The 21,969-nt window shown below is 60.4% G+C and carries 25 protein-coding genes; 9 read left to right on the forward strand and 16 right to left on the reverse strand.

Annotated elements, in window-relative coordinates; translation table 11 throughout:
- The first annotated feature begins 47 nt into the window (after positions 1–47).
- Together B9Z31_RS08925 and B9Z31_RS08930 are read left to right on the forward strand one after the other, a co-directional pair.
- Positions 48–1,499: a S41 family peptidase gene (locus B9Z31_RS08925; protein ID WP_100119219.1), complete on the forward strand. Its 1,452-nt coding sequence runs from the start codon at positions 48–50 to the stop codon at positions 1,497–1,499.
- An 18-nt stretch (positions 1,500–1,517) separates the two neighbouring features.
- Positions 1,518–2,276: a molybdopterin-synthase adenylyltransferase MoeB gene (locus B9Z31_RS08930; protein WP_100119220.1), complete on the forward strand. Its 759-nt coding sequence runs from the start codon at positions 1,518–1,520 to the stop codon at positions 2,274–2,276.
- A gap of 110 nt (positions 2,277–2,386) precedes the next feature.
- Here the strand turns inward: B9Z31_RS08930 and B9Z31_RS08935 are convergent, their stop codons facing one another.
- Both B9Z31_RS08935 and B9Z31_RS08940 read right to left on the reverse strand, forming a co-directional pair.
- On the reverse strand, positions 2,387–2,884 hold the full coding sequence (locus tag B9Z31_RS08935) for a thermonuclease family protein (RefSeq protein WP_233200865.1): 498 nt from the start codon (positions 2,882–2,884) through the stop codon (positions 2,387–2,389).
- On the reverse strand, positions 2,881–3,405 hold the full coding sequence (locus B9Z31_RS08940; protein WP_100119221.1) for a MarR family winged helix-turn-helix transcriptional regulator: 525 nt from the start codon (positions 3,403–3,405) through the stop codon (positions 2,881–2,883). Before B9Z31_RS08940 ends, B9Z31_RS08935 begins: the two co-directional genes overlap by 4 nt.
- Before the next feature lie 115 nt (positions 3,406–3,520).
- Between B9Z31_RS08940 and B9Z31_RS08945 the strand changes: the two genes are divergently transcribed.
- The 4 genes from B9Z31_RS08945 to B9Z31_RS08960 are packed head-to-tail and all read left to right on the forward strand — an operon-like array spanning position 3,521 to position 8,544.
- On the forward strand, positions 3,521–4,495 hold the full coding sequence (locus B9Z31_RS08945; protein WP_100119222.1) for a tripartite tricarboxylate transporter substrate binding protein: 975 nt from the start codon (positions 3,521–3,523) through the stop codon (positions 4,493–4,495).
- Positions 4,496–4,523: 28 nt separating this feature from the next.
- Positions 4,524–5,495, forward strand: a complete 972-nt coding sequence (locus B9Z31_RS08950; RefSeq protein WP_100119223.1) for a tripartite tricarboxylate transporter substrate binding protein — start codon at positions 4,524–4,526, stop codon at positions 5,493–5,495.
- 8 nt (positions 5,496–5,503) lie between these two features.
- The gene (locus tag B9Z31_RS08955) at positions 5,504–6,835 is read left to right on the forward strand and encodes a sulfatase (RefSeq protein ID WP_100119224.1); all 1,332 of its coding nucleotides are present in this window, start codon (positions 5,504–5,506) and stop codon (positions 6,833–6,835) included.
- A gap of 23 nt (positions 6,836–6,858) precedes the next feature.
- Positions 6,859–8,544, forward strand: coding sequence for a SulP family inorganic anion transporter (locus tag B9Z31_RS08960; protein ID WP_100119225.1), 1,686 nt, complete (start codon positions 6,859–6,861; stop codon positions 8,542–8,544).
- Positions 8,545–8,568: 24 nt separating this feature from the next.
- Here B9Z31_RS08960 and B9Z31_RS08965 read toward each other — a convergent pair whose 3' ends face one another.
- The 13 genes from B9Z31_RS08965 to nudB form a co-directional block, all read right to left on the reverse strand.
- Positions 8,569–9,525 carry a putative transporter gene (locus tag B9Z31_RS08965; protein WP_100119226.1) on the reverse strand — a complete coding sequence of 319 codons (957 nt, stop codon included), beginning with the start codon at positions 9,523–9,525 and terminating at the stop codon, positions 8,569–8,571.
- A 4-nt stretch (positions 9,526–9,529) separates the two neighbouring features.
- Positions 9,530–9,928 carry a cupin domain-containing protein gene (locus B9Z31_RS08970; RefSeq protein WP_100119472.1) on the reverse strand — a complete coding sequence of 133 codons (399 nt, stop codon included), beginning with the start codon at positions 9,926–9,928 and terminating at the stop codon, positions 9,530–9,532.
- Between the two features lie 45 nt (positions 9,929–9,973).
- Positions 9,974–10,426 carry a GNAT family N-acetyltransferase gene (locus B9Z31_RS08975; protein ID WP_100119227.1) on the reverse strand — a complete coding sequence of 151 codons (453 nt, stop codon included), beginning with the start codon at positions 10,424–10,426 and terminating at the stop codon, positions 9,974–9,976.
- Positions 10,423–10,905 (reverse strand): pyridoxamine 5'-phosphate oxidase family protein, encoded by a 483-nt coding sequence (locus tag B9Z31_RS08980; protein WP_100119228.1) that lies wholly within the window; start codon positions 10,903–10,905, stop codon positions 10,423–10,425. The genes B9Z31_RS08975 and B9Z31_RS08980 overlap by 4 nt, the downstream gene beginning before the upstream one ends.
- Positions 10,906–11,108: 203 nt before the next feature.
- On the reverse strand, positions 11,109–12,203 hold the full coding sequence (locus B9Z31_RS08985) for a DNA glycosylase AlkZ-like family protein (RefSeq protein WP_100119229.1): 1,095 nt from the start codon (positions 12,201–12,203) through the stop codon (positions 11,109–11,111).
- A gap of 36 nt (positions 12,204–12,239) precedes the next feature.
- On the reverse strand, positions 12,240–12,452 hold the full coding sequence (locus B9Z31_RS08990; RefSeq protein WP_100119230.1) for a DUF4287 domain-containing protein: 213 nt from the start codon (positions 12,450–12,452) through the stop codon (positions 12,240–12,242).
- 31 nt (positions 12,453–12,483) lie between these two features.
- On the reverse strand, positions 12,484–13,179 hold the full coding sequence (locus B9Z31_RS08995) for an aspartate/glutamate racemase family protein (RefSeq protein ID WP_100119231.1): 696 nt from the start codon (positions 13,177–13,179) through the stop codon (positions 12,484–12,486).
- A gap of 180 nt (positions 13,180–13,359) precedes the next feature.
- The gene (locus B9Z31_RS09000; protein ID WP_100119232.1) at positions 13,360–14,175 is read right to left on the reverse strand and encodes a DUF429 domain-containing protein; all 816 of its coding nucleotides are present in this window, start codon (positions 14,173–14,175) and stop codon (positions 13,360–13,362) included.
- Positions 14,176–14,212: 37 nt separating this feature from the next.
- Positions 14,213–14,635 carry a BLUF domain-containing protein gene (locus tag B9Z31_RS09005; RefSeq protein WP_100119233.1) on the reverse strand — a complete coding sequence of 141 codons (423 nt, stop codon included), beginning with the start codon at positions 14,633–14,635 and terminating at the stop codon, positions 14,213–14,215.
- A gap of 2 nt (positions 14,636–14,637) precedes the next feature.
- The gene (gene folE, locus B9Z31_RS09010; protein WP_100119234.1) at positions 14,638–15,348 is read right to left on the reverse strand and encodes a GTP cyclohydrolase I; all 711 of its coding nucleotides are present in this window, start codon (positions 15,346–15,348) and stop codon (positions 14,638–14,640) included.
- Between the two features lie 102 nt (positions 15,349–15,450).
- The gene (gene clsB / locus B9Z31_RS09015) at positions 15,451–16,668 is read right to left on the reverse strand and encodes a cardiolipin synthase ClsB (protein ID WP_233200867.1); all 1,218 of its coding nucleotides are present in this window, start codon (positions 16,666–16,668) and stop codon (positions 15,451–15,453) included.
- A gap of 14 nt (positions 16,669–16,682) precedes the next feature.
- Positions 16,683–17,435 (reverse strand): endonuclease/exonuclease/phosphatase family protein, encoded by a 753-nt coding sequence (locus B9Z31_RS09020; protein WP_100119236.1) that lies wholly within the window; start codon positions 17,433–17,435, stop codon positions 16,683–16,685.
- Positions 17,436–17,437: 2 nt separating this feature from the next.
- Positions 17,438–17,905 (reverse strand): dihydroneopterin triphosphate diphosphatase, encoded by a 468-nt coding sequence (gene nudB, locus B9Z31_RS09025; protein WP_100119237.1) that lies wholly within the window; start codon positions 17,903–17,905, stop codon positions 17,438–17,440.
- 102 nt (positions 17,906–18,007) lie between these two features.
- Here nudB and B9Z31_RS09030 point away from each other — a divergent pair, with 102 nt between their 5' ends.
- The 3 genes from B9Z31_RS09030 (at position 18,008) to B9Z31_RS09040 (ending at position 19,950) form a co-directional block, all read left to right on the forward strand.
- A complete protein-coding gene (locus B9Z31_RS09030; RefSeq protein WP_100119238.1) occupies positions 18,008–18,652 on the forward strand; it encodes an ATP-binding cassette domain-containing protein in 645 nt (214 codons plus the stop codon).
- A gap of 84 nt (positions 18,653–18,736) precedes the next feature.
- On the forward strand, positions 18,737–19,180 hold the full coding sequence (locus B9Z31_RS09035; RefSeq protein ID WP_158235673.1) for a lytic transglycosylase domain-containing protein: 444 nt from the start codon (positions 18,737–18,739) through the stop codon (positions 19,178–19,180).
- A 347-nt stretch (positions 19,181–19,527) separates the two neighbouring features.
- A complete protein-coding gene (locus B9Z31_RS09040; protein WP_100119240.1) occupies positions 19,528–19,950 on the forward strand; it encodes an RNA-binding protein in 423 nt (140 codons plus the stop codon).
- Positions 19,951–20,149: 199 nt separating this feature from the next.
- Here the strand turns inward: B9Z31_RS09040 and aspS are convergent, their stop codons facing one another.
- The gene (aspS, locus tag B9Z31_RS09045) at positions 20,150–21,964 is read right to left on the reverse strand and encodes an aspartate--tRNA ligase (RefSeq protein WP_100119241.1); all 1,815 of its coding nucleotides are present in this window, start codon (positions 21,962–21,964) and stop codon (positions 20,150–20,152) included.
- Between the last annotated feature and the right edge of the window lie 5 nt (positions 21,965–21,969).

A 21,969-nucleotide genomic window follows, 5' to 3' on the forward strand; every position in this document is an offset into this window, starting at 1 on the left:
CCCTCGGGTGTATATTGACCGCATTCTGACTCGATAGACTCAAGCACATGGGACAAAAACTCAAGATCGCTGGCTGGCTCAGCGTTGGCGCATTGGCCGGCGCACTGACCACGGTGTCACTGCAGACGGTGGCACGCGGCAACCTGGCCCCGCTGCCCCTGGAAGAGTTGCAGCAATTGGCGGCTGTTTTTGGCATGGTCAAAAGCGATTACGTGGAGCCCGTGGACGAGAAAAAACTCATCTCCGAAGCCATCTCCGGCATGGTGGCCAGCCTGGACCCCCACTCTCAATATTTCGACAAAAAGAGCTTCAAAGAGTTTTCCGAGGGCACATCGGGCAAATTCGTGGGTGTGGGGATCGAAATCAGCCAAGAGGACGGTTTGGTCAAAGTGGTCTCGCCCATCGAGGGCTCGCCCGCTGACCGTGCGGGCCTCAAGCCCAATGACCTGATCACCAAAATCGATGACACCGCCGTCAAAGGCCTGAGCCTGAGCGAAGCGGTCAAACGCATGCGTGGCGAACCCAAAACCAAGGTGCTGCTCACCATCTTCCGCAAATCCGAGAACCGCACCTTTCCGGTCACCATCATCCGAGAAGAGATCAAGACCCAATCGGTCAAGTCCAAGGTGATTGAGCCTGGCTACGGCTGGATTCGCGTGTCCCAGTTCCAAGAACGGACCGTGGATGACTTCGCACGCAAAATCGAGGAGATGTACAAACAAGAGCCCAAGCTCAAAGGCTTGGTGCTCGACCTGCGCAATGACCCCGGGGGGCTGCTGGACGCGGCCGTGGCCTTGTCGGCCGCCTTCTTGCCCGAAAACGTCACGGTGGTCACCACCAATGGCCAGCTCGAAGAAAGCAAATTCACCTACAAAGCCACGCCCCAGTTCTGGCGTCGCAACAGCAGCAACGACCCCATCACCCGGATGACGGCGGCCACCGGGGGTGCACTGAAAAAAGTGCCTTTGGTGGTGCTGGTGAACGAAGGCTCGGCCTCGGCCAGCGAAATCGTGGCGGGTGCATTGCAAGATTACAAACGCGGCACCTTGATGGGCAGCCAGACCTTTGGCAAAGGCTCGGTGCAAACCGTGCGCCAGCTGGGGCCTGACACAGCGCTCAAGATCACCACCGCCCGCTACTACACACCCAGTGGGCGTGCCATCCAAGCCAAGGGCATCGTGCCGGAAGTGATGCTGGACGAAACCGAGAACGGCAATGTGTTCTCGGCTTTGCGCACGCGAGAAGCCGATCTGGAAAAACACCTCTCCAACGGCAAAGAAGCCGAAGAGAAAAAAGACCCCGCCCGCGAAAAAGCCCGCGAAGAAGCGATCAAAAAACTGGAAGAAGAATCCAAAAAACCTGTGGCGGACCGCCGTTTGCCCGAGTTTGGCTCGGACAAAGACTTCCAGTTGATCCAAGCCTTGAACCAACTAAAAGGCTTGCCCGTCAAGGCCAGCACCACCCTCGCCGAGCGCAAGGCAGAGAAAAAAGACGACTGAGCGCCATGGGTGACGCGCATGGATGACACGCAGCTGCTGCGCTACTCGCGGCACATCCTGCTCAACGAATTGGGCATCGACGGCCAAGAAAAGCTCCTGGCCTCGCACGCCCTGATCATCGGCGCGGGCGGCCTGGGCTCTCCGGTCAGTTTGTATTTGGGCAGTGCGGGTGTGGGGCACATCACCGTGGTCGACCACGATGAGGTCGACGCCACCAATTTGCAACGCCAGATTGCCCACACCTTGGAGCGCGTGGGCCAATACAAAGCCGATTCGGTGCGCACCGCCATCGCCCAGATCAACCCCGATGTGCGCGTCACCCCCATCACCCAACGCGCGGATGCGGCCCTGTTAGACCATTTGGTGGCCCAGGCCGATGTGGTCATCGACTGCTGCGATAACTTTGAAACCCGCCAAGCCGTGAACCTGGCCTGCGTTGCGCACCGCAAACCGCTGGTTTCGGGCGCGGCCATCCGCATGGACGGGCAGGTGTCGGTGTTTGACAGCACACAGCCTGAGGCGCCCTGCTACGCCTGCATCTTCCCGCCAGAACAGCAGCCAGAGGAAACCCGCTGCGCCACCATGGGCGTGTTCGCGCCGCTGGTGGGCATCATCGGCACGGTGCAAGCGGCCGAGGCCCTGAAAATTCTGAGCGGCATGGGCAGCCACATGGCTGGGCGTTTGCTCATGCTCGACGGGCGCGAACTGTCATGGACCGACATCCGCATGCAGCGCAATCCGCAGTGTCCGGTGTGCGCAGCCCACCGCCCCACTTGACCGTTCAGATCCGGCGATCCTTCGGGCGCAGGGGCGGCTCCCCACAAGGCCCGCAGTTTAGGCACAACACCTTGGTGGGGTAGCGCCCCGGCTTGCCTGTGCCTGCACGTTCAACGGCCATGGCAAAGTCCATGGAATTTCCTGAACACGGGCGGCGACATGGCGGCTTCGGGCACCGCAAACACCCCCATTTTTTGTTTTTGCGCCTGGCGTTGCAACAGGGCATAGGGTCCCTTGCCTGTGCGAAAACGGTATGCCCATGCCATGCCGGAGCGCACCATTTCGGCACCCAGGTCGAGGCCATTGAGGCTCAAGCGCCCGATTTGCCGACCGTACACATCCTGGCCCAAATCCACGACCTGAACAGATTTTCGCAACACCATGCGAATCAACTCATCGCGGGACTCTGCGCCGCCGGGCTGACAGCTCTCCGGCGCGTCGATGCCATCGATGCGCAAGGTGATGGGCTCATGCTGGCCTTCGCGCACCAACAACACCGTGTCGCCATCCATGACCCAGCTGACCCAACCCGTCCACACCTGCGAAGCTTGGCCTGTGCAAGGCAGCGCCAAGGCCAACGCACAAAGCCACAAACGCCATCGCGTCATGACGCATCCTTGACGCGCTGACCCCGGCGGCGATTGGCCTTAGGCAAATCGGGGCCCAGCTCGGTGAGCAAAACTTGAGCGCGGACTTGCAAGCGTTCCAGCACTTCGTCAAAGCGGGCGGCTTCTTCGGGCAGCAGCACACTCAGGATTTGGCTGTTGATGGCTTGAATTTGGGGCATCAACACTTCATAAAGCTGTCGCCCTGATGGGGTCAGGCTGACCAATGCGCTGCGACGGTCGTTGGCGGGGATGGTGCGCAGCACCAGCTGCTTGCGGCCCAAGGCCGTCAAGCTCCGCGAGGTGCGGGCGCGGTCACGGTGCATGCGCTCGGCCAGGGCCGATGGCGGCAAGCTGCCATTTTCATACAGTTGGGCCACCACGGCCCATTCGCGCCGCGTGATGCCATAACCGCCCTCACACAAGCGCACCACCATGGCCCCCGCCACGCTCGACAAACGACCGAGCCTGTACAAAAGCAGGTCATCGATCGAAGCCAGACGCTGAGATGGAGACAAGGACATCAGGGTTTTCCGGGGGGATGGTTGTTTAGATCAATTGTGCGTCAAGGCGCTACATTCTGAATGGACTTGCGCTTTCAACAAGGGACCCCCAAATCCCGTTCCACCGGAGACTTTCATGAATGCCATTCACCTCTTGACCCGCCGCGCACTGGGCCTGCTGGCGCTTTCTCTGGCAGTGCTCTCGCCCAAGCTGCACGCACAAGACAAACCACCCCTCAAGATCGTGGTGGGCTTTCCCCCTGGCGGCTCGGCGGACATTCTGGCGCGCATGGTGGCAGACGCCCTGCGCGAGGACTTTGGCACCATCGTGGTGGACAACAAGCCCGGTGCAGGTGGCCGCATTGCCCTGAACGCGGTCAAGGCCGCCAAGCCCGATGGCCAGACCGTGATCGTGCTGCCCAGCGGCCCGATGGTGCTGTTCCCCCATGTCTACAAAAAGCTCGACTACGACGCGGTGAAAGACTTCACGCCTGTTTCGCAAATCGCCCGCTTCCAGTTTGGCGTGGTCTCCGGCCCCGCCAGCAACGCGAAAACCGTGGCCGACATGGTGGCCAAGGCCAAGAGCGACCCCGGCCATGCCAGCTATGGCACGCCCGGCGCGGGCACCTTGCCCCACTTCATGGGGGTGTTGATGGAGCAGTCAGCGGGCATCAGCCTGAACCATGTGCCCTTCCAAGGCGGCGCACCGGCCAACAACGCCCTGCTGGGTGGCCACATCGGTTACAAGTTTGACGTGGTGTCCGAAACCGCAGAAATGCACCGGGCTGGCAAAGTCCGCATCATCGCCGTGACCGGCAACCAGCGCGACCCGCAAGTGCCCGAGGTGCCAACGCTCAAGGAGTCGGGCATCCACATGGATGCCACCGCCTGGTTTGCCATGTATGGCCCTGCGGGCCTCAAAGGCGATGCGCTCACCCGCCTTGAAAAAGCGATGATGAAGATGGCACGCGATCCGGCCATGAAAGACAAAATGCTCAAGCTCGGCTATGAACCCATTGGCTCCAACTCGGCCGATTTGGCTGTGGCGCAAAAGACCGACCTGGCCCGCTGGGAAAAGCCCATCAAGGCCACGGGCGTACAACTGGACTGAACCTCCTGAACCATTCAAGGGTGAACACATGCCACATCCATTTTCACGCACCGGCCTGATCCTCAGCCTCGGCCTGCTGCTGGGGTCTTTCGCACTGGCCCAAGCCCCCTCTTGGCCGAGCAAGCCGGTCAAGTTCATCAACAGCTTTCCACCTGGCGGTCCTTCGGACATCTTGGCTCGGGCCGTTGGCGATGTGCTGCAAAAGCAGTTTGGCCAGCCCTTTGTGGTGGACAACAAACCGGGCGCAGCAGGCAATGTGGGGGCAGATCAGGTGGCCAAGGCTCCCCCCGATGGCAACACCTTGCTGTGGGGCATCGACACGACCCACACCATCAACCCACACATTTACAAAGTCATGCCTTTCAAGGAGGCCGACCTCAAACCCCTGGTGGTGATCTCCAGCTCGGGACTGCTGCTCGGTGTGCATCCGGGCACAGGCATCAAGACGGTCAAAGACTTCATGAAAGCCGCGCGCGATCGCAGTCTGAACTTCAGCTCAGGCGGCAACGGCTCGCCTGGCCACCTTTGGGTCAACATGGCCAACATCTCGGCCGCTACGCGACTGGTCCACATCCCATACCGGGGAAACTCCCCTGCAGTAATGGCCGTGGTGGCGGGCGAGGTGGAGGGTGGCACGCTGGCCACCCCGGGCATGCTGCCGCAAGTCAAAGGCGGGAAAATCAACGCACTGGCTGTGACCAGCCAAAAGCGCTCGCGCCTGGCCCCTGAAGTGCCCACCGTGGCCGAGGTGGGGTTCAAGGATTTAGAAAGTGAAGTGCTCTACGTGGTCATGGCCCCGGGCAACACCCCTGAGCCCCTGATGCAAACCATGGCCAAGGCCATCACCGACGCCTTGGCCCGACCCGAGTTGCAAAACAGGCTGAACGAACTGGACATGGCCTATGAAGGTCTGAGCGGCAATGCCGCCACCCAACGCCTGAAAAGACTCTCTGACCAATATGGCCGGGTGATCCGTGCCACCGGCATGAAAGTTGACTGATCCCCGCCATGACCCTCCAACGCCCCAACATCATCTTCATCGTGGCCGATGACCTCGGCTTTGCCGACCTGGGCTGCTACGGCGGCCGTGACGCCAAGTTCGGCCCCGTCTCGCCGGTCCTCGACCGGCTCGCCGCCGATGGACTCAAGTTCACTCAGGGTTATGCCAACTCGCCCGTGTGCTCACCCACGCGCTTTGCGCTCATGACCGCGCGTTACCAGTACCGCCTGCGCGGCGGGGCCGACGAGCCCATCAACAGCAAGAGCAAAGGCAGCAAGGTGCTGGGCCTGCCGCCTGAGCACCCCACACTGCCGTCGCTGCTCAAGGCCAGCGGATACCGCACCGCCTTGATCGGCAAGTGGCACCTGGGCTACCCGCCGCATTTCAGCCCCATCAAGTCAGGCTACGAAGAGTTCTTTGGCCCCATGTCGGGTGGTGTGGACTACTTCACCCACGCCAGCAACAACGGCACGCACGACCTCTACACCAACGAAGAAGAAAAGCACGAAGACGGCTACCTCACCGATCTGATTTCCAACAAGGCGGTGGACTTTGTGAACCGCATGGCTCCGGGGGCTGCGCAGGGCACGCCCTTCTTTTTGAGCCTGCATTACACCGCGCCACACTGGCCTTGGGAAACCCGTGAAGACCATGCGCTGGCCCAAGAAGTCAAAGACAACCTGTTCCACCTGCATGGCGGCAACATCCACACTTACCACCGCATGATCCACCACATGGACGAGGGCATTGGCTGGGTGGTGGACGCGCTCCAAAAGACAGGCCAGCTCGAGAACACCCTGATCGTCTTCACCAGCGACAACGGCGGCGAACGCTTTTCAGACAACTGGCCCCTGGTGGGCGGCAAGATGGACCTGACCGAAGGCGGCATCCGGGTGCCGTGGATCGCGCACTGGCCCGCCGTCATCGCGCCCGGGGGCAGCTGCGCCCAGCACTGCATGACCATGGACTGGTCGGCCACCCTGGTCGAGCTGGCAGGCGCAAAGGCACATGCCGACCACCCTTTTGACGGCGTGTCGCTCGTCCCCGTGCTGCGCGACACCCAGCACCAGTTCGAGCGCCCCTTGTATTGGCGCATGAACCACCGAGGCCAACGTGCCCTGCGCATGGGCGACTACAAATACCTGCGGGTGGACGGCAACGACTATTTGTTCAACATCTCCGCTGACGAACGCGAGCGTGCCAACCTGGCACAGCACCAACCCGATAAGTTGCAAAACTTGCGTGCCGCCTGGGAGGCCTGGGACGCCACGGTGCCCGCCATCCCAGAAGACGCGACCGTCAGTTTGGGCTACTCTGTCAAAGACATGCCACAGCGCTGACGCCATGACGGCTAAGATCGCTCATGGCTGATGTTCGACGATATTTAACTTTCCTTCAGTGGCCCCGCCTGACAGCACCTCTGGCCCGCACCGAGGTGCTGGCGGGTCTCACGGTGGCGCTGGTCATGATCCCGCAAGCGGTGGCTTATGCGGGCCTGGCTGGCATGCCCTTGATCACCGGGCTTTACACCTGCCTGATCCCGGCTTTGTTGGCCGTGCTGTTTGGCAGCGCCAACCGCTTGTCGGTGGGTCCGGCTGCGCTCACTTGCGTGCTGATTGGCGCCTCGCTCACCGGCATGGCAGAACCGGGCTCGCCCGAATGGGTGGCGCTGGCGGTGTGGCTGTCGCTGCTGTCGGGAGCCATTCAGTTGCTGCTGGGCTTGGGGCATTACGGCTGGCTCATCAATCTGGTCAGTGCCCCGGTCATGACCGGCTTCACCCAGGCCGCGTCTTTGCTCATCATGGCCTCGCAAGTGCCCGGCTTGCTGGGCGTCAAAGCCTGGAGCTGGGACGTGCAAACCTGGCCTGCTTGGCTGAGCAGTTGGCCGGCCCTGTTTGGCCTGGGCAGTCTGGCCATGCTTTTGTTGCTGAGGCGCTTCAAGCCACGCTGGCCCGGCATCATGATCGTCATGGGCCTGGCCTCGGCCATCGCGTATGCCACCGACTACCAGGCGCATGGCGCGGTTGTCGGCCTGCTGCCCTCGGGCCTGCCCGAGTTTTATGGGCCCGTGTGGCCGGGCTTGGACATGCTCAACCAGCTGTGGGTACCCGCCATGGTGATCGCGCTGGTCAGCTTCCTGGAAACGGCGTCGAGCGCCCGCATCGAATGCCGCCGCGAAGGCAAACGCTGGGACGACAGCACCGAACTCTTCGGCCAAGGCTTGGCCAAAATCGCCTCGGCATTTTCGGGCAGCTTTCCCACCAGCACCTCGTTCTCTCGCTCAGCGCTCATGTTGTATGCGGGCGCCCGCTCGGGCTGGGCGGTGGTGGCCTCGGTGGGCTTTGTGCTGCTGGCTTTGCTCATCCTCATGCCTGCGCTGCAATACGTTCCGCGCTCGGTCATGGCTGCGGCCGTGATCGTGGCCGTGCTCAATTTGTTCCAGCCCCGCCAGTTTTTAAACCTCTGGCGAGTGGGCCGTGTCGAAACGGTGACGGCAGGCATCACCTTTGCCATGACCTTGCTGACCGCACCGCGCATTTACTGGGGCGTGATGACCGGGGTTCTGGTGGGCCTGAGCCATTTTTTGCACACCCGACTGCACCCGCGCATCATCGAAGTGGGTTTGCACCCCGACGGCAGTCTGCGCGACCGACATCTTTGGAAACTGCCACCCTTGGCCCCCCAGCTTTACGCCCTGCGCATGGACGCCGAACTCGATTTTGCTGCAGCCAGCGAGTTTGACCGGGCCATCACCGACCACCTGGCCCAACACCCCGATGTGCAACATGTCTGCCTGTTTGCGCAGCCCATCAACCGCATCGACGTGACCGGCGTGGAGACTTTTGCCCAGCTGCACCGCCAACTGAGCGGTCGGGGCATCACGCTGCACATCAGCGGCATCAAGCTGCCGGTCGAAACCACACTGCGCCGAGCAGGCGAGCTGGCAGAAGGCCCCTACCTCCAGCTCTACCGCACCGACGCCGAAGCGCTCAAGGCGCTGGAAAACCTCGACCCGCACCCCGCAGAGGCGGCCGCGCCCGCCGTTTGAGCCCAGCCCCGTGGCAGCAGGGCTTCAGGCCAGCGCCTTTTCAAATTCCGACAAGCGCTTGTAAATGGAACGCAACTCGGTGATGTCGGTCCAGCGCTCGATCAGGTAAGAAAAAGCGTCATTGACCTTGCCGAAGGCGTTGCTCACCTGCTGAATGGCCCCCAAGGTGATCAAGCCTGTGAACAGCGATGGCCCCATGAGCAGGTATGGAAAAATCACCATCGTCTGGCTGTAAAAATTGCTCCACAAATGGAAGTAAGCGTAGTGGTTGAACAAACGGAAATTGTTCAAGCGCACGCCCGTGAACAAGCCCATCACGGTGGGCAAATCCATGCGGGCGCGGTCGTCCTCGGCATAGACCAAGTCCTTGCGCAACGCCGCTTCGGTGCGTTGGTTGTTGTACTCCAGCCCCGGCAAGCGAATGCCCACAAACCAAGACAGCACCGTGCCCCCCACCGCCGTGACCAGGGCCACCCAAAACAGCGAGCCCTCGAACTGCAGCCACGCGATGGCCATGCCCTTGGAGAGCAGCCACAAAATCGGGATGAAGGACACCAGCGTGAGCACTGCCCGCACCAGACCCAACCCCAAGTTTTCTGTTTGGCGGGCAAAACGCATGCAGTCCTCTTGGATGCGCTGCGAAGCACCCTCGACCGTCGTGTGGGTGCGTTGCCAGCGCGGCAGGTACACCTCGGTCAGGGCCTGACGCCAGCGAAAAGCGTAATGCGAAGCCAAATAAGTCTCCAGGCTGCGCAGCAACATGTAGGGAAAAGCGATCCAGGCAAACTGAACCATGAAGCCCCAGAACTTTTCCACCCCGCCCGCCTGCTCTGGCTTTTGCAGCAGGTCATAAAACTCGCCATACCAAGTGTTGAGCTTCACGGTCTGTTGGACCGTGATGAACACCATCGCCACCAAGAGCAGCAAACCACCCCAGGCCCAAAAAGCCCAGCGGCGAGAAAGAAAGAAACTTCGGAACATTGAATCAAGCCTCTTTGGGGTTGACCTCGTCCACCGTCACGGTGTCAAAGTCTGCAGGCAGTACCACCTCCAACAACTCGACATCGGGGCTGTGACCGAGTTCGCGGTGGCGAATTTCGGGCGGCTGGTGCACGCACGAGCCCGCCTCCAGGCGCACCACCCCCTGACCCTCATACTCAAACTCGATCCAGCCCTTGAGCACGTACACCAGCTGGAACTGAGTCTTGTGAAAATGCGGCTGGCTCGAAAAAGCACCGCCCTCGGCCGCTCGGATCACACTGGCCGTGACCCGCCCACCCGTGGCCGCCTTCATGCCCAGATCGCGGTATTCAAAAAACGAACGCAGCCCTTTTTCAAACTGCGCGTCTTTGGCGTGGGTGACCACGAAGCCTTGTGTCGTCATTTGCATCTCCTGAGGGGTGCGCTGAATTCCAGCGAGCCATCAGGCCTATCCTAATGCCAAGTGGTAGGCATAGAATTTTTGATCACGCTCCCAGCCCATGGACGCGTAGAGAGACTGTGCAGGTAAATTTTGCACATTCGTCGTCAAGGACAGGCGCACAGCACCCAATTGGCGAGCATGGTCCGCAGCAGCTGTCAACAAGGCTTCGCCCACGCCGAGCCGCCTGGCCGTGGGTGCCACGAAAAGGTCGTTGAGCACAAAAACCCGCGCCATCGACACCGAAGAAAAGCTCGGGTACAGCTGCGTGAAACCTACGGCTTGGTCTTGTGACTCGGCCAACAGCACCACCGATTGCCCATGCTCAAAGCGGGCTTGCAGAAAAATCTTGGCCGCTGCTTCATCGCTGGCTTGACCATAAAACTGGCGATAACCATCGAACAAGATAGCTACCGCATCCAGATCTGCCAACACAGCTTGGCGGATGGTGATTGAATTCATGGTTTCTCCTGTGATGATGGATTGACGTTGTAGGCCCTCAAGGCCGAAGCGATCTGGGATGCCTCGGTGGTTTCGCCAGGATAAAAGCGGTAACTGGGTGCCACGATGGGGACCACGGATGTGACGCGAATGACCAGAACACTGTGGATGACAAAGCGCTGCCCCACCATGGCCAGCAGCGGTGCGGCCCAGCGGGCGAATGCCGAATCACCGGCAAGCACCTCATGCGCCGAGCCATTGAGCTTGAAGCCCTTTTGCACGAACACATCCACAAAGCTCAAACACACCTGCGGCTGCTGCGCGATGTTGCGGACCGACATGGGTGAGGCGATGTTCGCCACCACCACATGCTGGTCGTCAAAGACGGTCCACACCTCTTTGGGCGAGACATTGGGCAGGCCATCGGTATCCACCGTTGCCAACCAGCAAAGCACGCTGCGGCGGGCAGCATCGCGGACGGATGCATTCAATATAGACATGGGCAATCGCTGAAATAGAAAACGCTCAGAGTGACCGTTTTGACGGTGCCCCAAAGGGTTAGTCCATCATCGTATCCCGCGTCGCCCAAGTTTAGCTATTAAGAAAACATTTATGAAGAAAAATTCTGTACCCGGAAATTCCCCATTGACCTTGATGGACCCTTCAGTATTGACAAGCGGATGACAGGGCATCTATCCAAGGTTCAGGCTTCGTTCAGTCTCAAAAACACAGACATGCGATGCAGTTCATCGTCCAGGGCCACAGCAAAGGCTTTGTCCCTAGGAGCTGTGCTCACCAAGCCCACATCAGGCGTGAGCACCCCCGACTTGGCACTGACGTTGGCCCAGCCGATGACCTGATCACGCCAGAGCAAGGGCATGGCGTAGTGGCCGCGCACACGCTTGGCAGCCGGGGTGTAGGCCTCAAAGCGGTAGGCCCAACCCCACAATTGCTCAAAGCGGCGGCGATCCCACACCACCGGGTCAAAAGGTGCCAGCAAGCGCACCTGATCATTCACAACATGGCGACGCGATGCCGGGTTTTCGCCCTCAGGCCAAAACCAAGTTGTCCCATCCACTTCAGCAGTGGGCAAGCGCAGGCGCGCACGCTGCAGCATGGCCTGGCGGTGCTGCAGCCACTGCGGTACACCGCCCGCCAGCAGCCCAACCAACTGCCCCAGACTGGCTGCAGACAATGGGGCGTACTTGGCCACGATCACATCCACCAGTGCATCCATGATGGCATCGGGGCTCAGCCCACTCGGTTCGTGCTCGCGAACGGCGTACAGGCGCTGACCGCCTTCGCGTCGTACCACACGCAACAGCCCCCGATAGTGCATGCCTTCGAGCAGCTGCGTGCTGGCCTTGCTGTTGCCACCGAACCAGTTGACCACGCGGCCATGGTCAAAGTGGGCGTCCACCTGTGCGGGCCGAACAACACCGACCTCACGCACAAAAGCCAACACCTCTTGCGCTTGCTTCATGCGGGCAGCCGACCAGACAATTCGAGCTGTGCGCGGGTGCATCAGATGGTGCAAGTCACGCCGCACAAAACCGTAGTTGACGAAAAAATCTTCCTCGATGGGCAGCTTGGCATAGCGCGACTCCAGATCCCCCACCCGATAACCCGCCACACGGTGGCGCAGCGTCAGGTCTTGTGCGCGGGCAGGTGCACGCAAGGGGTCAGCCTGCACAAAGCCCAGGCGTTGCAATGCCTTGGGCAAGGTGGTGGGCGCGAACAGGCTGCGCGCCACCGCATAGCGGCGCAGCTGGTCCAGAGTCAACACGGGTGATGCCATGGCCGCACCATGCCGCAGACGTACCTTATGGGGCTGTTATTTTTTAGCCGCCATCCAATAAGCCACAATGGCATTGGCGTGGCCATGTCCCATGCCATGCTCGGTCTTGAGCCACGCCACCATCTCCATGTGCTTCATGCCTTCGCACGATTGGAGCAGCGCCAGCCAATGCGCGATGGGCTGGCCGTACTTCTTCTCGATGGACGGGAAATACGATGCGGGGCCTTTGGGTTTTTCAGGGGTGTTCATCAGGCGGTTCTCCTTGTGACGTTTTTTCGCCTCACGACTTCAGCGCTTCGAGCGCCGCCGCCCTGGCATGAATGGCCGTGGTGTCAAACAGCGGGACCGGAGAGTCCTGGGCGTTGACCAACAGCGAAATTTCTGTGCAGCCAAGGATGATGGATTGCACACCCTGAGAAGCCAGGTCCTGCATCACCCTTGTGTATTCGGCGCGTGACTCCGCCTTGACGATGCCCAGGCACAGCTCTTCATAAATGATGCGGTGAACAATCTCCCGGTCAGCCATGGCAGGGACTTTGACCTGCAGGCCATGGTGATCGCGCAGCCGGTCTTTGTAAAAAGCTTGCTCCATGGTGAAGCGCGTGCCCAGCAGGCCCACAACGGTGTGGCCCGCTGTCTTGATGGCGGCGGCGGTGGGGTCTGCGATGTGCAGCAGTGGGATACTGACGGCCGCTTCGATGGGGTGCGCGACCTTGTGCATGGTGTTGGTGCACAAAACCAAGAACGATGCGCCAGCGGCTTGCAGCGAGCGCGCCGCATGGGCCAAGGCCTGGCCGGCACTGTCCCAGTCGCCCTGGCGCTGGAGCTCTTCAATGTCGTGGAAGTCCACGCTGTACAAAATGAGCTTGGCCGAATGCAAGCCACCCAATTGCGCTTTGACCGTTTCGTTGATCACCCGGTAATAAGGCACGGTGGATTCCCAGCTCATGCCACCGATCAGACCGATTGTTTTCATGGGGACTCCTTGGGCTGCTGATGACAGCCAACGTTCCAGCCTAGCCGTCGGCTGAGGCCAGCAATGCTGACTCGGTCACTGCAAATAATTTTTCCATCGATCTCTATTGTTCAGCAGGTCACCCCACACGGGTGGCCCACTGCGTCACCCCAAAGACAGGTGCGTGGCTGAGCGCAAAGCCTAGGCCGTCACGATCCAGCCCTCCAGCGGATCACATGGGGGCAAGCCGTATTGCGGGTGCCCCGCCTCGTGCTGCTGCTGCGCCCAGGCCGCTTGCATCAGGCACAGGGTGGCGTCGAGCGCGTCGCCGCTCGCGTCGTCGGCCAAGCGCCCCAGCAGCGCGTTGCTGGCCACCAGGCGCAGGCCCAGGCGGGTCTGGCCGCGCTCCAAGGCGCTCAGCAGTTCGCGCCGGGCCAGCAAGCGCTCGGGCGTTTGTTTGGCTTTGTCGTCGCTTTTGTAGCTTTGCTTGCCCAGCACCTCACGCGCCAGCAAGCCGGGGTAGGCCTCCAGCGCCACGCGTCGCGCGTCGCCCGCGCACAGGCCGGGCAGGTGCACACCCGCTTGGCGCAACAGGGGCACGCCTGCGTGCAGCATGTAGGCCACGGGCGGGTTGACCCATTTCATGGAGGGGCTGGAGCCTGCGGGGTGGTCGGCGGCGCGGTGCGCGAACTTGCCGCCTACAGGGCGGGCATTGCAAAACGCGGCAAACTGCTCGCGAATCTGGGGGCGCTCCAAGGCGCAGTAATGGTCCATGCAAGCGGTCCAGTCGGTGGGCCAGCCCAAGGTCTCGACCAATTCGCGCGGCAGGCCAAAAGGCAGGTCAAAACCGCCCACCCAGTCGGCAGGCTGCGCCAGCCAGTCGCCAAAAGCGTTCAGCGTCTCAAAGGTCTGCAGCGCTTGCAGTTGCACCCGGCCCTGCCGGGCCTGACCCAGCGCCAGCACAATGGGTTTGCGTTGGCTGGGGCTGCTGGAGAAATCGCAGCCAATCAGGTTCATGGTTCACTTCGCGACGCAGGCGTCGCGCCAGCAAGGCTCAGGCGCGGCCGATGATGGAGGCCGTGGCCATCAGCTCTTCGAGCAAGGCCAACGAGACTTTGCCCGACACGTTGTACGGGTCCAACTCGGCCCGCTCGGAGTACTTGAGCAAGATGTTGGTGTTGACGCGCGATGCATCGACTTGTCCCATGGTCCAGCCACCGAAGCGGCGCTCCGAGATTTCTTCGTAGTGCAGCAACACCACCTCCTTGTGGCGAGCGTCTTTCTGGATGTGGCCATACAGTTCGCTCACGGCGGTTCGTCCGCCTTCGATGGCTTGCAAAAAGATGCCGCCGCCGTAACACAAGATGCCCGTGATGCCCGATGCCGGATTGAACTGGCGCGACTGGCTCAAGATGGACTCAATGGTTTCAGGTCGGGTATCCACAGCGCGGCTGGCGTAAAGCAGGCGTACCAACATGGTCAGTCCTTTTTGGGAATCAGAGACAGAAATTCACGGCGCAGGTTCGGGTCTTTGAGGAAGGCACCGCGCATGACCGAGTTGATCATTTTGCTGTCCATGTCCTTCACACCCCGCCAACCCATGCAGTAGTGGCTGGCCTCCATCACGATGGCCAGGCCATCGGGCTGGGTTTTGCGCTGGATCAGGTCGGCCAGTTGCACCACGGCTTCTTCTTGAATCTGGGGCCGGCCCATGATCCATTCGGCCAAACGGGCGTATTTGGACAGGCCGATCACGTTGGTGTGCTCATTGGGCAGCACGCCGATCCAGATCTTGCCGATCACCGGGCAAAAGTGGTGGCTGCAGGCGCTGCGCACGGTGATGGGGCCGACGATCATCAGCTCATTGAGGTGCTCTGCGTTGGGGAACTCGGTGATCTCGGGTGCATCGACGTAGCGGCCTTTGAACACTTCCTTGAGGTACATCTTGGCCACACGGCGGGCGGTATCGCCCGTGTTGTGGTCGTTGACGGTGTCGATGACCAAGCTGTCGAGCACGCCCGCCATTTTGACGGTCACCTCGTCGAGCAATTTGTCGAGTTCGCCGGGTTCAATGAACTCAGCGATGTTGTCATTGGCGTGAAAACGCTTGCGAGAGGCGTTGATGCGCTCGCGGATTTTTACCGAAACGGGTACGCCGTCATCTTCGGGCGTGGCAGCAGAAGCAGTCATGGCGTCTGGGTTTTGTTGAATGTGGGCTTCATCCTACCAGCGATTGGCAGCTCCTTAGGGCCAGCGGACCAACGCCCATGTCGGCCAAGGGGAAACCTCTTGTCAATAACGGTTGCCTGTCAAAAACAAGGCCAAACGCATCAGGGCGAAGGCCAGCAGGTCACGCAACCTCAAATGCCACGGACTTTGTGCGAAAGTTTGCACCTCTACAGGCTTACTTTGTTGCTCGATCGCCAAGACCAAACGCTGGTGCAATTGCTGGGCAAAGGCTTTGTCGGCCACCACCACATTGGCCTCGCGCGCCAACAACAAGCTGAGCGGGTCCAAATTGGACGAGCCGACGGTGGCCCAAGGTCGGTCATGGTGCGGGTCCATCACGGCCACTTTGGCATGCAAAAAACTGGCCGAGTATTCGTGGATCTCCACCCCTGCACGCAACAATGCACCATAAACAGGCCGGGCGGCGTGGTATTGCATGAAGTATTCGTAACGCCCTTGCAGCAGCAAACGCACACGCACCCCCCGCTTGGCCGCATGCATCAAGGCCTGGCGCACGCGACGGCCTGGCAAGAAATAGGCATTGGCAATCACGATGTCATGCCTGGCTGCACCAATGGCCTTGAGGTAGGCGCGTTCGATCTGGCCACGGTTCAACACGTTGTCGCGCAGCAGCAAGCCCGCCTTGGCCACCGACAGTGTGGGCATGTCCACACCTTGCGCTTGTGTCCAAGGCAAATGAACCCCACCCGTGCGAAACGAGTTCAAGGCCTCGGGAAACTGCTGGTGCTTGGCATGCTTGACCCCCTGTATGCGCCACCACAATTGGGCCATCGTCTCTTGCATTTGCTGGACCAAGACACCCCTTGCCGAAACGGCAAAGTCCAGGCGAGGTTGCGCCAAGGTGCCGTGATGCGGGTCGTACCAGTCGTCCAAAATATTGATGCCGCCACAAAAGGCCAAGTCCCCATCGATCACACACAATTTGCGGTGCAAACGCCGCCAACGACTGGGGATCAACAAGCCCAAGGTGCCCAACGGGGAATACACGCACCACGCCACACCCGCACGCGAAAACCGCTCTTGCCATTCAGGCGGCAGCCGTGGTGTTCCCACCCCATCCACCACCACCCAGACGCGCAAGCCCCGCCAAGCCGCACGCTCCAAAGCCTCGGCCACCCGAGCAGTCGCCGCGTGAAAGTCAAAAATATAGGTTTCCAGATGCACTTGGCTGCTGGCTTGGTCGATCGCAGAGACCAAGGCATCGAAGTAGGCCTGGCCGCCTTCGATCAAACGAATTTGATGCCCATCGTGCAATGGCATGCCGTGTCCCATGCTCAATCCGTCCAAGCGAATTCGGCCACCAAGGGCAAGTGGTCCGACATGCGCTGCCAAATTCGACCCGAAGGCACCATGGCGTGCAAAGGCTTCAGGCCCCGTGCATAGATGTGGTCCAACTGGTTCAAGGGCAAGCGCGAGGGGAAAGTCGGTGTGGCTTGCTCGCGCCATTCGCCAAACCCTGCCTGCGCCATGCGGCGGCCCAAACCCGTGCCCCAGTCATTGAAGTCTCCCGCGACCAGAACCGGCGCGTGGTCAGGAATGGTTTGTTCGATGAATGCCAACAACTGAAGCACTTGGCGGACACGACTGGCGGGCACCAGACCCAGGTGCACCACAATCACATGCACCACCCTGTCCACCACTTGCACCGTGCTGTGCAGCAAACCGCGTTGTTCAAACCGGTGGTCTGAGATGTCTTTTTGTTGGGACGACAACACCGGCCAGCGTGACAACATGGCATTGCCATGCTCGCCGTGGCGGGTGACCGCATTGGTGCGGTAAACCGCCTCGTAGCCTTCAGGGGCGAGGTAGTCGGCTTGCGGTTGGCTAGGCCAATGCGCAAAATACCGCTCTTCCCGGCGATGCATGCGGCGAACCTCTTGCAGGCAAACGATGTCCGCATCGAGTTGCTCCACCGCATGGCCCAAATTGTGAATTTCCAAGCGCCTGGCAGGCCCCAGCCCCTGTACACCCTTGTGGATGTTGTACGTGGCCACACGCAAAACCGGGTGTTCATGTCGTTGGGGCATGCTCAGCCAACGGGTCTCAAAAAACGCGGCAGCATCAAAATGGCCTCCGCATTCGACGGTGAAAAACACAGGTCTGCGGCCGCCTGCCAAGGCTGCAATTGCCACTCGGTGTGCTCCGATGGGCTCAGTGTGATGGGCCTTTTTTCTGGCACACACAAACCAAAAACACGCTCGGTGTTGCGACTCACTTCAGGCGCGTAACGCCAGCGCCACACGGGATAAATGTCGTATTGGTTTTCAAGTTCCCAGTCGTGCAAAAAGCAGCCCGCTTGCTGGGCATCGATGCCCGTCTCTTCTTTCACCTCGCGGATGGCGGTCTCCAGCCATGTCTCGCCCGGATGGTCTTTGCTGCCCGTGACGGACTGCCAACTGCCCATGTCGGCGCGGCGAATCAGCAACACTTCTTGCGCAGGCGTGTGGATGACCACCAACACCGATTCGGGAATTTTGTAAACCACGGAGACAGACATGGACTTGGATCCTACGTGGGACAGGTACCACTTGGGTTCATTGTAGTCAGCACCTCGCCGGCATGGCGTGTGCCGTCTCAAGCAGCTGATAGCATTGGCGCCATGTTGATTTCGACCCACTTTCATCCGTCAGAAAAACGCCCAGCTGCACTGCAAGTCAGAGGGTTAAACGGCGGCCCGGGCGAGCTGCTGCTTTTCAAGGACTTGAATCTGCAGCTGCCGCCGGGCTTGTCTGCGCTGCTGGGGGACGAAGGCTCAGGAAAAACCAGCCTCTTGCGCTTGCTCTGCGGTGATTTGACGCCCCAATCCGGAGAAATTGAGGTGCGCGGTGAAGTGGCTGCGGTGCTCCCACCACAGGGGTCGGTTTTTTGGACCGATCTGCGCCTGCCCCATGGCGACGAGCACACACCAGGCCATTGCTGGGATGCTTTGGCGCCCTTGTGGCCGGCTTGGTCTGAACAAGCCCAACAATCTTGGTGCACGGCTTTGCAACTCACGCCCCATCTGGACAAGCGCTTGAACATGCTGTCCACAGGCACGCGTCGCAAAGTCGGCTTGGTGGCCGCGCTGGCCTCAGGCGCCGCAGTCACCTTGCTTGACCAACCCTTTGTGTCTCTGGACCAAGCGTCCATCCGCGTTTTACAAGACATGTTGGCAGACAGCTACCGAGACTCAGAGCGCGCCTGCTTGATTGCGGACTATGAGAAACCACCGCACATGCCATGGGCGGCGGTGTTCCAGTTGTGATCGGCCACCTGGGAATTTTTTTGAATGTGGCCCATTTCGTTTGACCATCGCCTGGGGGTTCTCTCGGCGTTTTGCGTCGGGGCGATGACCTGGGCCCATGGCATGGCTTGGAGCCAGACCACCCCCACCGCCCCAACACATCAAGCCTCTGCGGCAGAGCGCTGCTTGGCACCTGCAGCGCAACGACATGGCGTGAACCCCAAGATACTCCGGGCCATTTTGCAAGTCGAGTCCGGCATGCGCGCCCATCTCGTGAACCACAACGCCAACGGCACCATGGACGTCGGGATGGCCCAAATCAACTCCATCCACTTTCCAGAATTGGCGCAATGGGGCATCACACCCGATCGACTTCTGGACCCCTGCGTGGCCACGCATGTGGCAGCTTGGCACCTCAAACGCAGTTTGCTGCGTCACGGCAACACTTGGTTCGGCGTCGCGGCTTACCACTCCACGACACCCGAGCACAATTTGCGCTACCAAGAATTGGTACGGCGCGAAATGGCGCGCACCGGCTCTTTGCGCTGATGCGCCGCCCCCACTCGGTTCAGACCATCGGTCCCTTCCTCTCACAGCGCGCCACCCCCATGGCTTTAGGTTGTGGCCTATTTCCAGCACGCAATGTGCTGGGATCCAGGGTCGCGGCTCAGGGGCAAATGGGCGTTTGCTGGCCTTTTTGAAACAAGGGCAAAAAGATAAGCCGCGTCAGTTTCTCCGGCTTTTCACGCTATGCCCCATAATGTGCTTGTGCACGTCGTGAAAAACGGCACAAGTCAGGTGATCGGTCAGTTTCGCGCGCTACGGCGGCAGTTTTCAGTTTGTTGTGCTTTCGGGACCCCATCGCTTTGTTTTTTTGTATTTCTGAGGAGTCCTCCATGGGCAATAAACTTTACGTCGGCAACCTGCCGTACACCGTTCGCGACGAAGACCTGCAACAGGCATTCGGCGAATTCGGCGCCATCACCAGCGCCAAAGTCATGATGGAACGCGACACAGGTCGTTCTAAAGGTTTCGGCTTTGTCGAAATGGGCAGCGATGCCGAAGCACAAGCTGCTATCGCTGGCATGAACGGCCAGTCTTTGGGTGGCCGTAGCATCACCGTGAACGAAGCCCGTCCGATGGAGGCACGTCCTCCACGCACCGGTGGTTTCGGTGGTGGTGGCGGTTACGGCGGTGGCGGCCGTTCCGGTGGCGGCGGCTACGGCGGCGGTGACCGTTCCGGTGGCGGCGGCTACGGCGGTGGCGGCGATCGCTCCGGCGGTGGCGGCTACGGCGGCGGCGGTCGCGGCGGCTACTAAGCCCTGCACCCTGTCAACGGCGCAAACGCCGTTGCAAAATTGCTGGCTCAGCGCCCGCTGAGCTCAGACATCAAAGGCTTCAAGACTTCGGTTTTGAGGCCTTTTTTGTCGGCGGCACACCATCCCTCTTGCCGGCCCAAAGTCAAAAAGCCAACGCCACCCGAAGGTGGCGTTGGCTTTTGTCGCTTGTCTTTGGCGGTCAGGCTGCTTTGGCCGCATCCAAATTGCGCAAGCGGATGTGCAGTTCGCGCAATTGCTTCTCGTCCACAGGGCTAGGCGCTTGGGTGAGCAAACACTGCGCTCGTTGTGTCTTGGGGAAGGCAATCACGTCTCGGATGGACTCAGCGCCGGTCATCAAGGTCACGATGCGGTCCAGACCGAAGGCCAAACCACCGTGAGGCGGTGCGCCGTATTGCAGCGCGTCGAGCAAGAAGCCGAACTTGAGCTGGGCTTCTTCAGGTGTGATCTTCAAAGCGTCAAACACTTTTTGCTGCACGTCGGCGCGGTGGATACGGACCGAGCCGCCGCCCATTTCCCAACCGTTGAGCACCATGTCGTAGCCTTTGGAGATGCACTTCTCGGGGGCGCTGACCATCCAGTCCTCGTGGCCGTCCTTGGGCGCCGTGAAGGGGTGGTGCACCGCCGTGTAGCGCTGGTTCTCGTCGTCGTATTCGAACATCGGGAAGTCCACCACCCACATCGGCGCCCAGCGGTCTTCAAACAGGCCGTTTTTCTTGCCGAACTCGCTGTGACCAATTTTGATGCGCAGAGCACCAATGGCGTCGTTGACGATTTTTTCCTTGTCGGCGCCAAAGAAAATAAGGTCGCCGTTTTGGGCACCCGAGCGCTCCAGCACGGCATTCAAGGCCGCATCGTGGATGTTCTTGACGATGGGCGACTGCAAACCATCACGCCCTTTGGACAGGTCGTTGACGCGGATGTAGGCCAGGCCTTTGGCGCCATAAATCTTGACAAACTCGGTGTACGCGTCGATCTCGCCGCGGCTGATGCCGCCGCCTTCGACCGAGCCGTTCGGCACGCGCAAGGCCACCACGCGGCCGCCTTTCATGTTGGCGGCACCCGAGAAGACCTTGAAGTCCACATCGCCCATCACATCGGTGACTTCGGTGAATTGCAACTTCACACGCAAATCGGGCTTGTCCGAACCATAGAGATGCATCGCGTCTTGGTAAGTCATGACGGGGAACTCGCCCAGATCAACGCCAATGGTCTTCTGGAAGACCCGCTTGATCATGCTCTGGAACATGTCGCGGATTTCTTCTTCGGTCAGGAACGATGTTTCGATATCGATCTGGGTGAATTCGGGCTGGCGGTCCGCACGCAAATCTTCGTCACGGAAGCACTTGGTGATTTGGTAGTAACGGTCATAGCCCGCCACCATCAACAGCTGCTTGAACAGCTGAGGGGACTGAGGCAACGCAAAGAACTGGCCATCGTGTACGCGGCTGGGCACCAGGTAGTCGCGTGCGCCTTCGGGCGTGCTCTTGGTGAGCATCGGGGTCTCAATGTCGACAAAGCCGTTTTCATCGAGGTACTTGCGCACTTCCATCGCCACTTTGTAGCGCAGCATCAGGTTGTTTTGCATGTACGGGCGGCGCAGGTCCAGCACGCGGTGCGTGAGGCGGGTCGTCTCGGACAGGTTTTCTTCGTCGATCTGGAAGGGTGGCGTCACCGAGGCATTGAGCACGATCAACTCATGGCACAGCACTTCGATCTTGCCGCTTTTCATGTTGTCGTTGGTGGTGCCGTCAGGGCGGGCACGCACCACCCCTTTGATCTGTACGCAAAACTCGTTGCGCACGTCTTCAGCGACCTTGAACATGTCAGGACGGTCGGGGTCACACACCACTTGGACATAACCCTCGCGGTCGCGCAGGTCAATGAAGATCACGCCGCCGTGGTCACGGCGACGGTTGACCCAGCCGCACAGGCTCACGGATTCGCCCGTCAGGGCTTCGGTCACCAGACCGCAGTAGTGGGAACGCATGGACATGTTGT

This window comes from Limnohabitans sp. G3-2 (assembly GCF_002778275.1).
In the GTDB taxonomy this organism is placed as follows: Bacteria; Pseudomonadota; Gammaproteobacteria; order Burkholderiales; family Burkholderiaceae_C; genus Limnohabitans_A.

Coding starts and splice junctions, on each gene's coding strand:
- B9Z31_RS08925 (WP_100119219.1), top strand. CDS start 48: ATGGGACAAAAACTCAAGATCGCTGGCTGGCTCAGCGTTGGCGCATTG.
- B9Z31_RS08930 (WP_100119220.1), top strand. CDS start 1,518: ATGGATGACACGCAGCTGCTGCGCTACTCGCGGCACATCCTGCTCAAC.
- B9Z31_RS08935 (WP_233200865.1), bottom strand. CDS start 2,884: ATGACGCGATGGCGTTTGTGGCTTTGTGCGTTGGCCTTGGCGCTGCCT.
- B9Z31_RS08940 (WP_100119221.1), bottom strand. CDS start 3,405: ATGTCCTTGTCTCCATCTCAGCGTCTGGCTTCGATCGATGACCTGCTT.
- B9Z31_RS08945 (WP_100119222.1), top strand. CDS start 3,521: ATGAATGCCATTCACCTCTTGACCCGCCGCGCACTGGGCCTGCTGGCG.
- B9Z31_RS08950 (WP_100119223.1), top strand. CDS start 4,524: ATGCCACATCCATTTTCACGCACCGGCCTGATCCTCAGCCTCGGCCTG.
- B9Z31_RS08955 (WP_100119224.1), top strand. CDS start 5,504: ATGACCCTCCAACGCCCCAACATCATCTTCATCGTGGCCGATGACCTC.
- B9Z31_RS08960 (WP_100119225.1), top strand. CDS start 6,859: ATGGCTGATGTTCGACGATATTTAACTTTCCTTCAGTGGCCCCGCCTG.
- B9Z31_RS08965 (WP_100119226.1), bottom strand. CDS start 9,525: ATGTTCCGAAGTTTCTTTCTTTCTCGCCGCTGGGCTTTTTGGGCCTGG.
- B9Z31_RS08970 (WP_100119472.1), bottom strand. CDS start 9,928: ATGACGACACAAGGCTTCGTGGTCACCCACGCCAAAGACGCGCAGTTT.
- B9Z31_RS08975 (WP_100119227.1), bottom strand. CDS start 10,426: ATGAATTCAATCACCATCCGCCAAGCTGTGTTGGCAGATCTGGATGCG.
- B9Z31_RS08980 (WP_100119228.1), bottom strand. CDS start 10,905: ATGTCTATATTGAATGCATCCGTCCGCGATGCTGCCCGCCGCAGCGTG.
- B9Z31_RS08985 (WP_100119229.1), bottom strand. CDS start 12,203: ATGGCATCACCCGTGTTGACTCTGGACCAGCTGCGCCGCTATGCGGTG.
- B9Z31_RS08990 (WP_100119230.1), bottom strand. CDS start 12,452: ATGAACACCCCTGAAAAACCCAAAGGCCCCGCATCGTATTTCCCGTCC.
- B9Z31_RS08995 (WP_100119231.1), bottom strand. CDS start 13,179: ATGAAAACAATCGGTCTGATCGGTGGCATGAGCTGGGAATCCACCGTG.
- B9Z31_RS09000 (WP_100119232.1), bottom strand. CDS start 14,175: ATGAACCTGATTGGCTGCGATTTCTCCAGCAGCCCCAGCCAACGCAAA.
- B9Z31_RS09005 (WP_100119233.1), bottom strand. CDS start 14,635: ATGTTGGTACGCCTGCTTTACGCCAGCCGCGCTGTGGATACCCGACCT.
- folE (WP_100119234.1), bottom strand. CDS start 15,348: ATGACTGCTTCTGCTGCCACGCCCGAAGATGACGGCGTACCCGTTTCG.
- clsB (WP_233200867.1), bottom strand. CDS start 16,668: ATGCCATTGCACGATGGGCATCAAATTCGTTTGATCGAAGGCGGCCAG.
- B9Z31_RS09020 (WP_100119236.1), bottom strand. CDS start 17,435: ATGCCCCAACGACATGAACACCCGGTTTTGCGTGTGGCCACGTACAAC.
- nudB (WP_100119237.1), bottom strand. CDS start 17,905: ATGTCTGTCTCCGTGGTTTACAAAATTCCCGAATCGGTGTTGGTGGTC.
- B9Z31_RS09030 (WP_100119238.1), top strand. CDS start 18,008: ATGTTGATTTCGACCCACTTTCATCCGTCAGAAAAACGCCCAGCTGCA.
- B9Z31_RS09035 (WP_158235673.1), top strand. CDS start 18,737: ATGACCTGGGCCCATGGCATGGCTTGGAGCCAGACCACCCCCACCGCC.
- B9Z31_RS09040 (WP_100119240.1), top strand. CDS start 19,528: ATGGGCAATAAACTTTACGTCGGCAACCTGCCGTACACCGTTCGCGAC.
- aspS (WP_100119241.1), bottom strand. CDS start 21,964: ATGTCCATGCGTTCCCACTACTGCGGTCTGGTGACCGAAGCCCTGACG.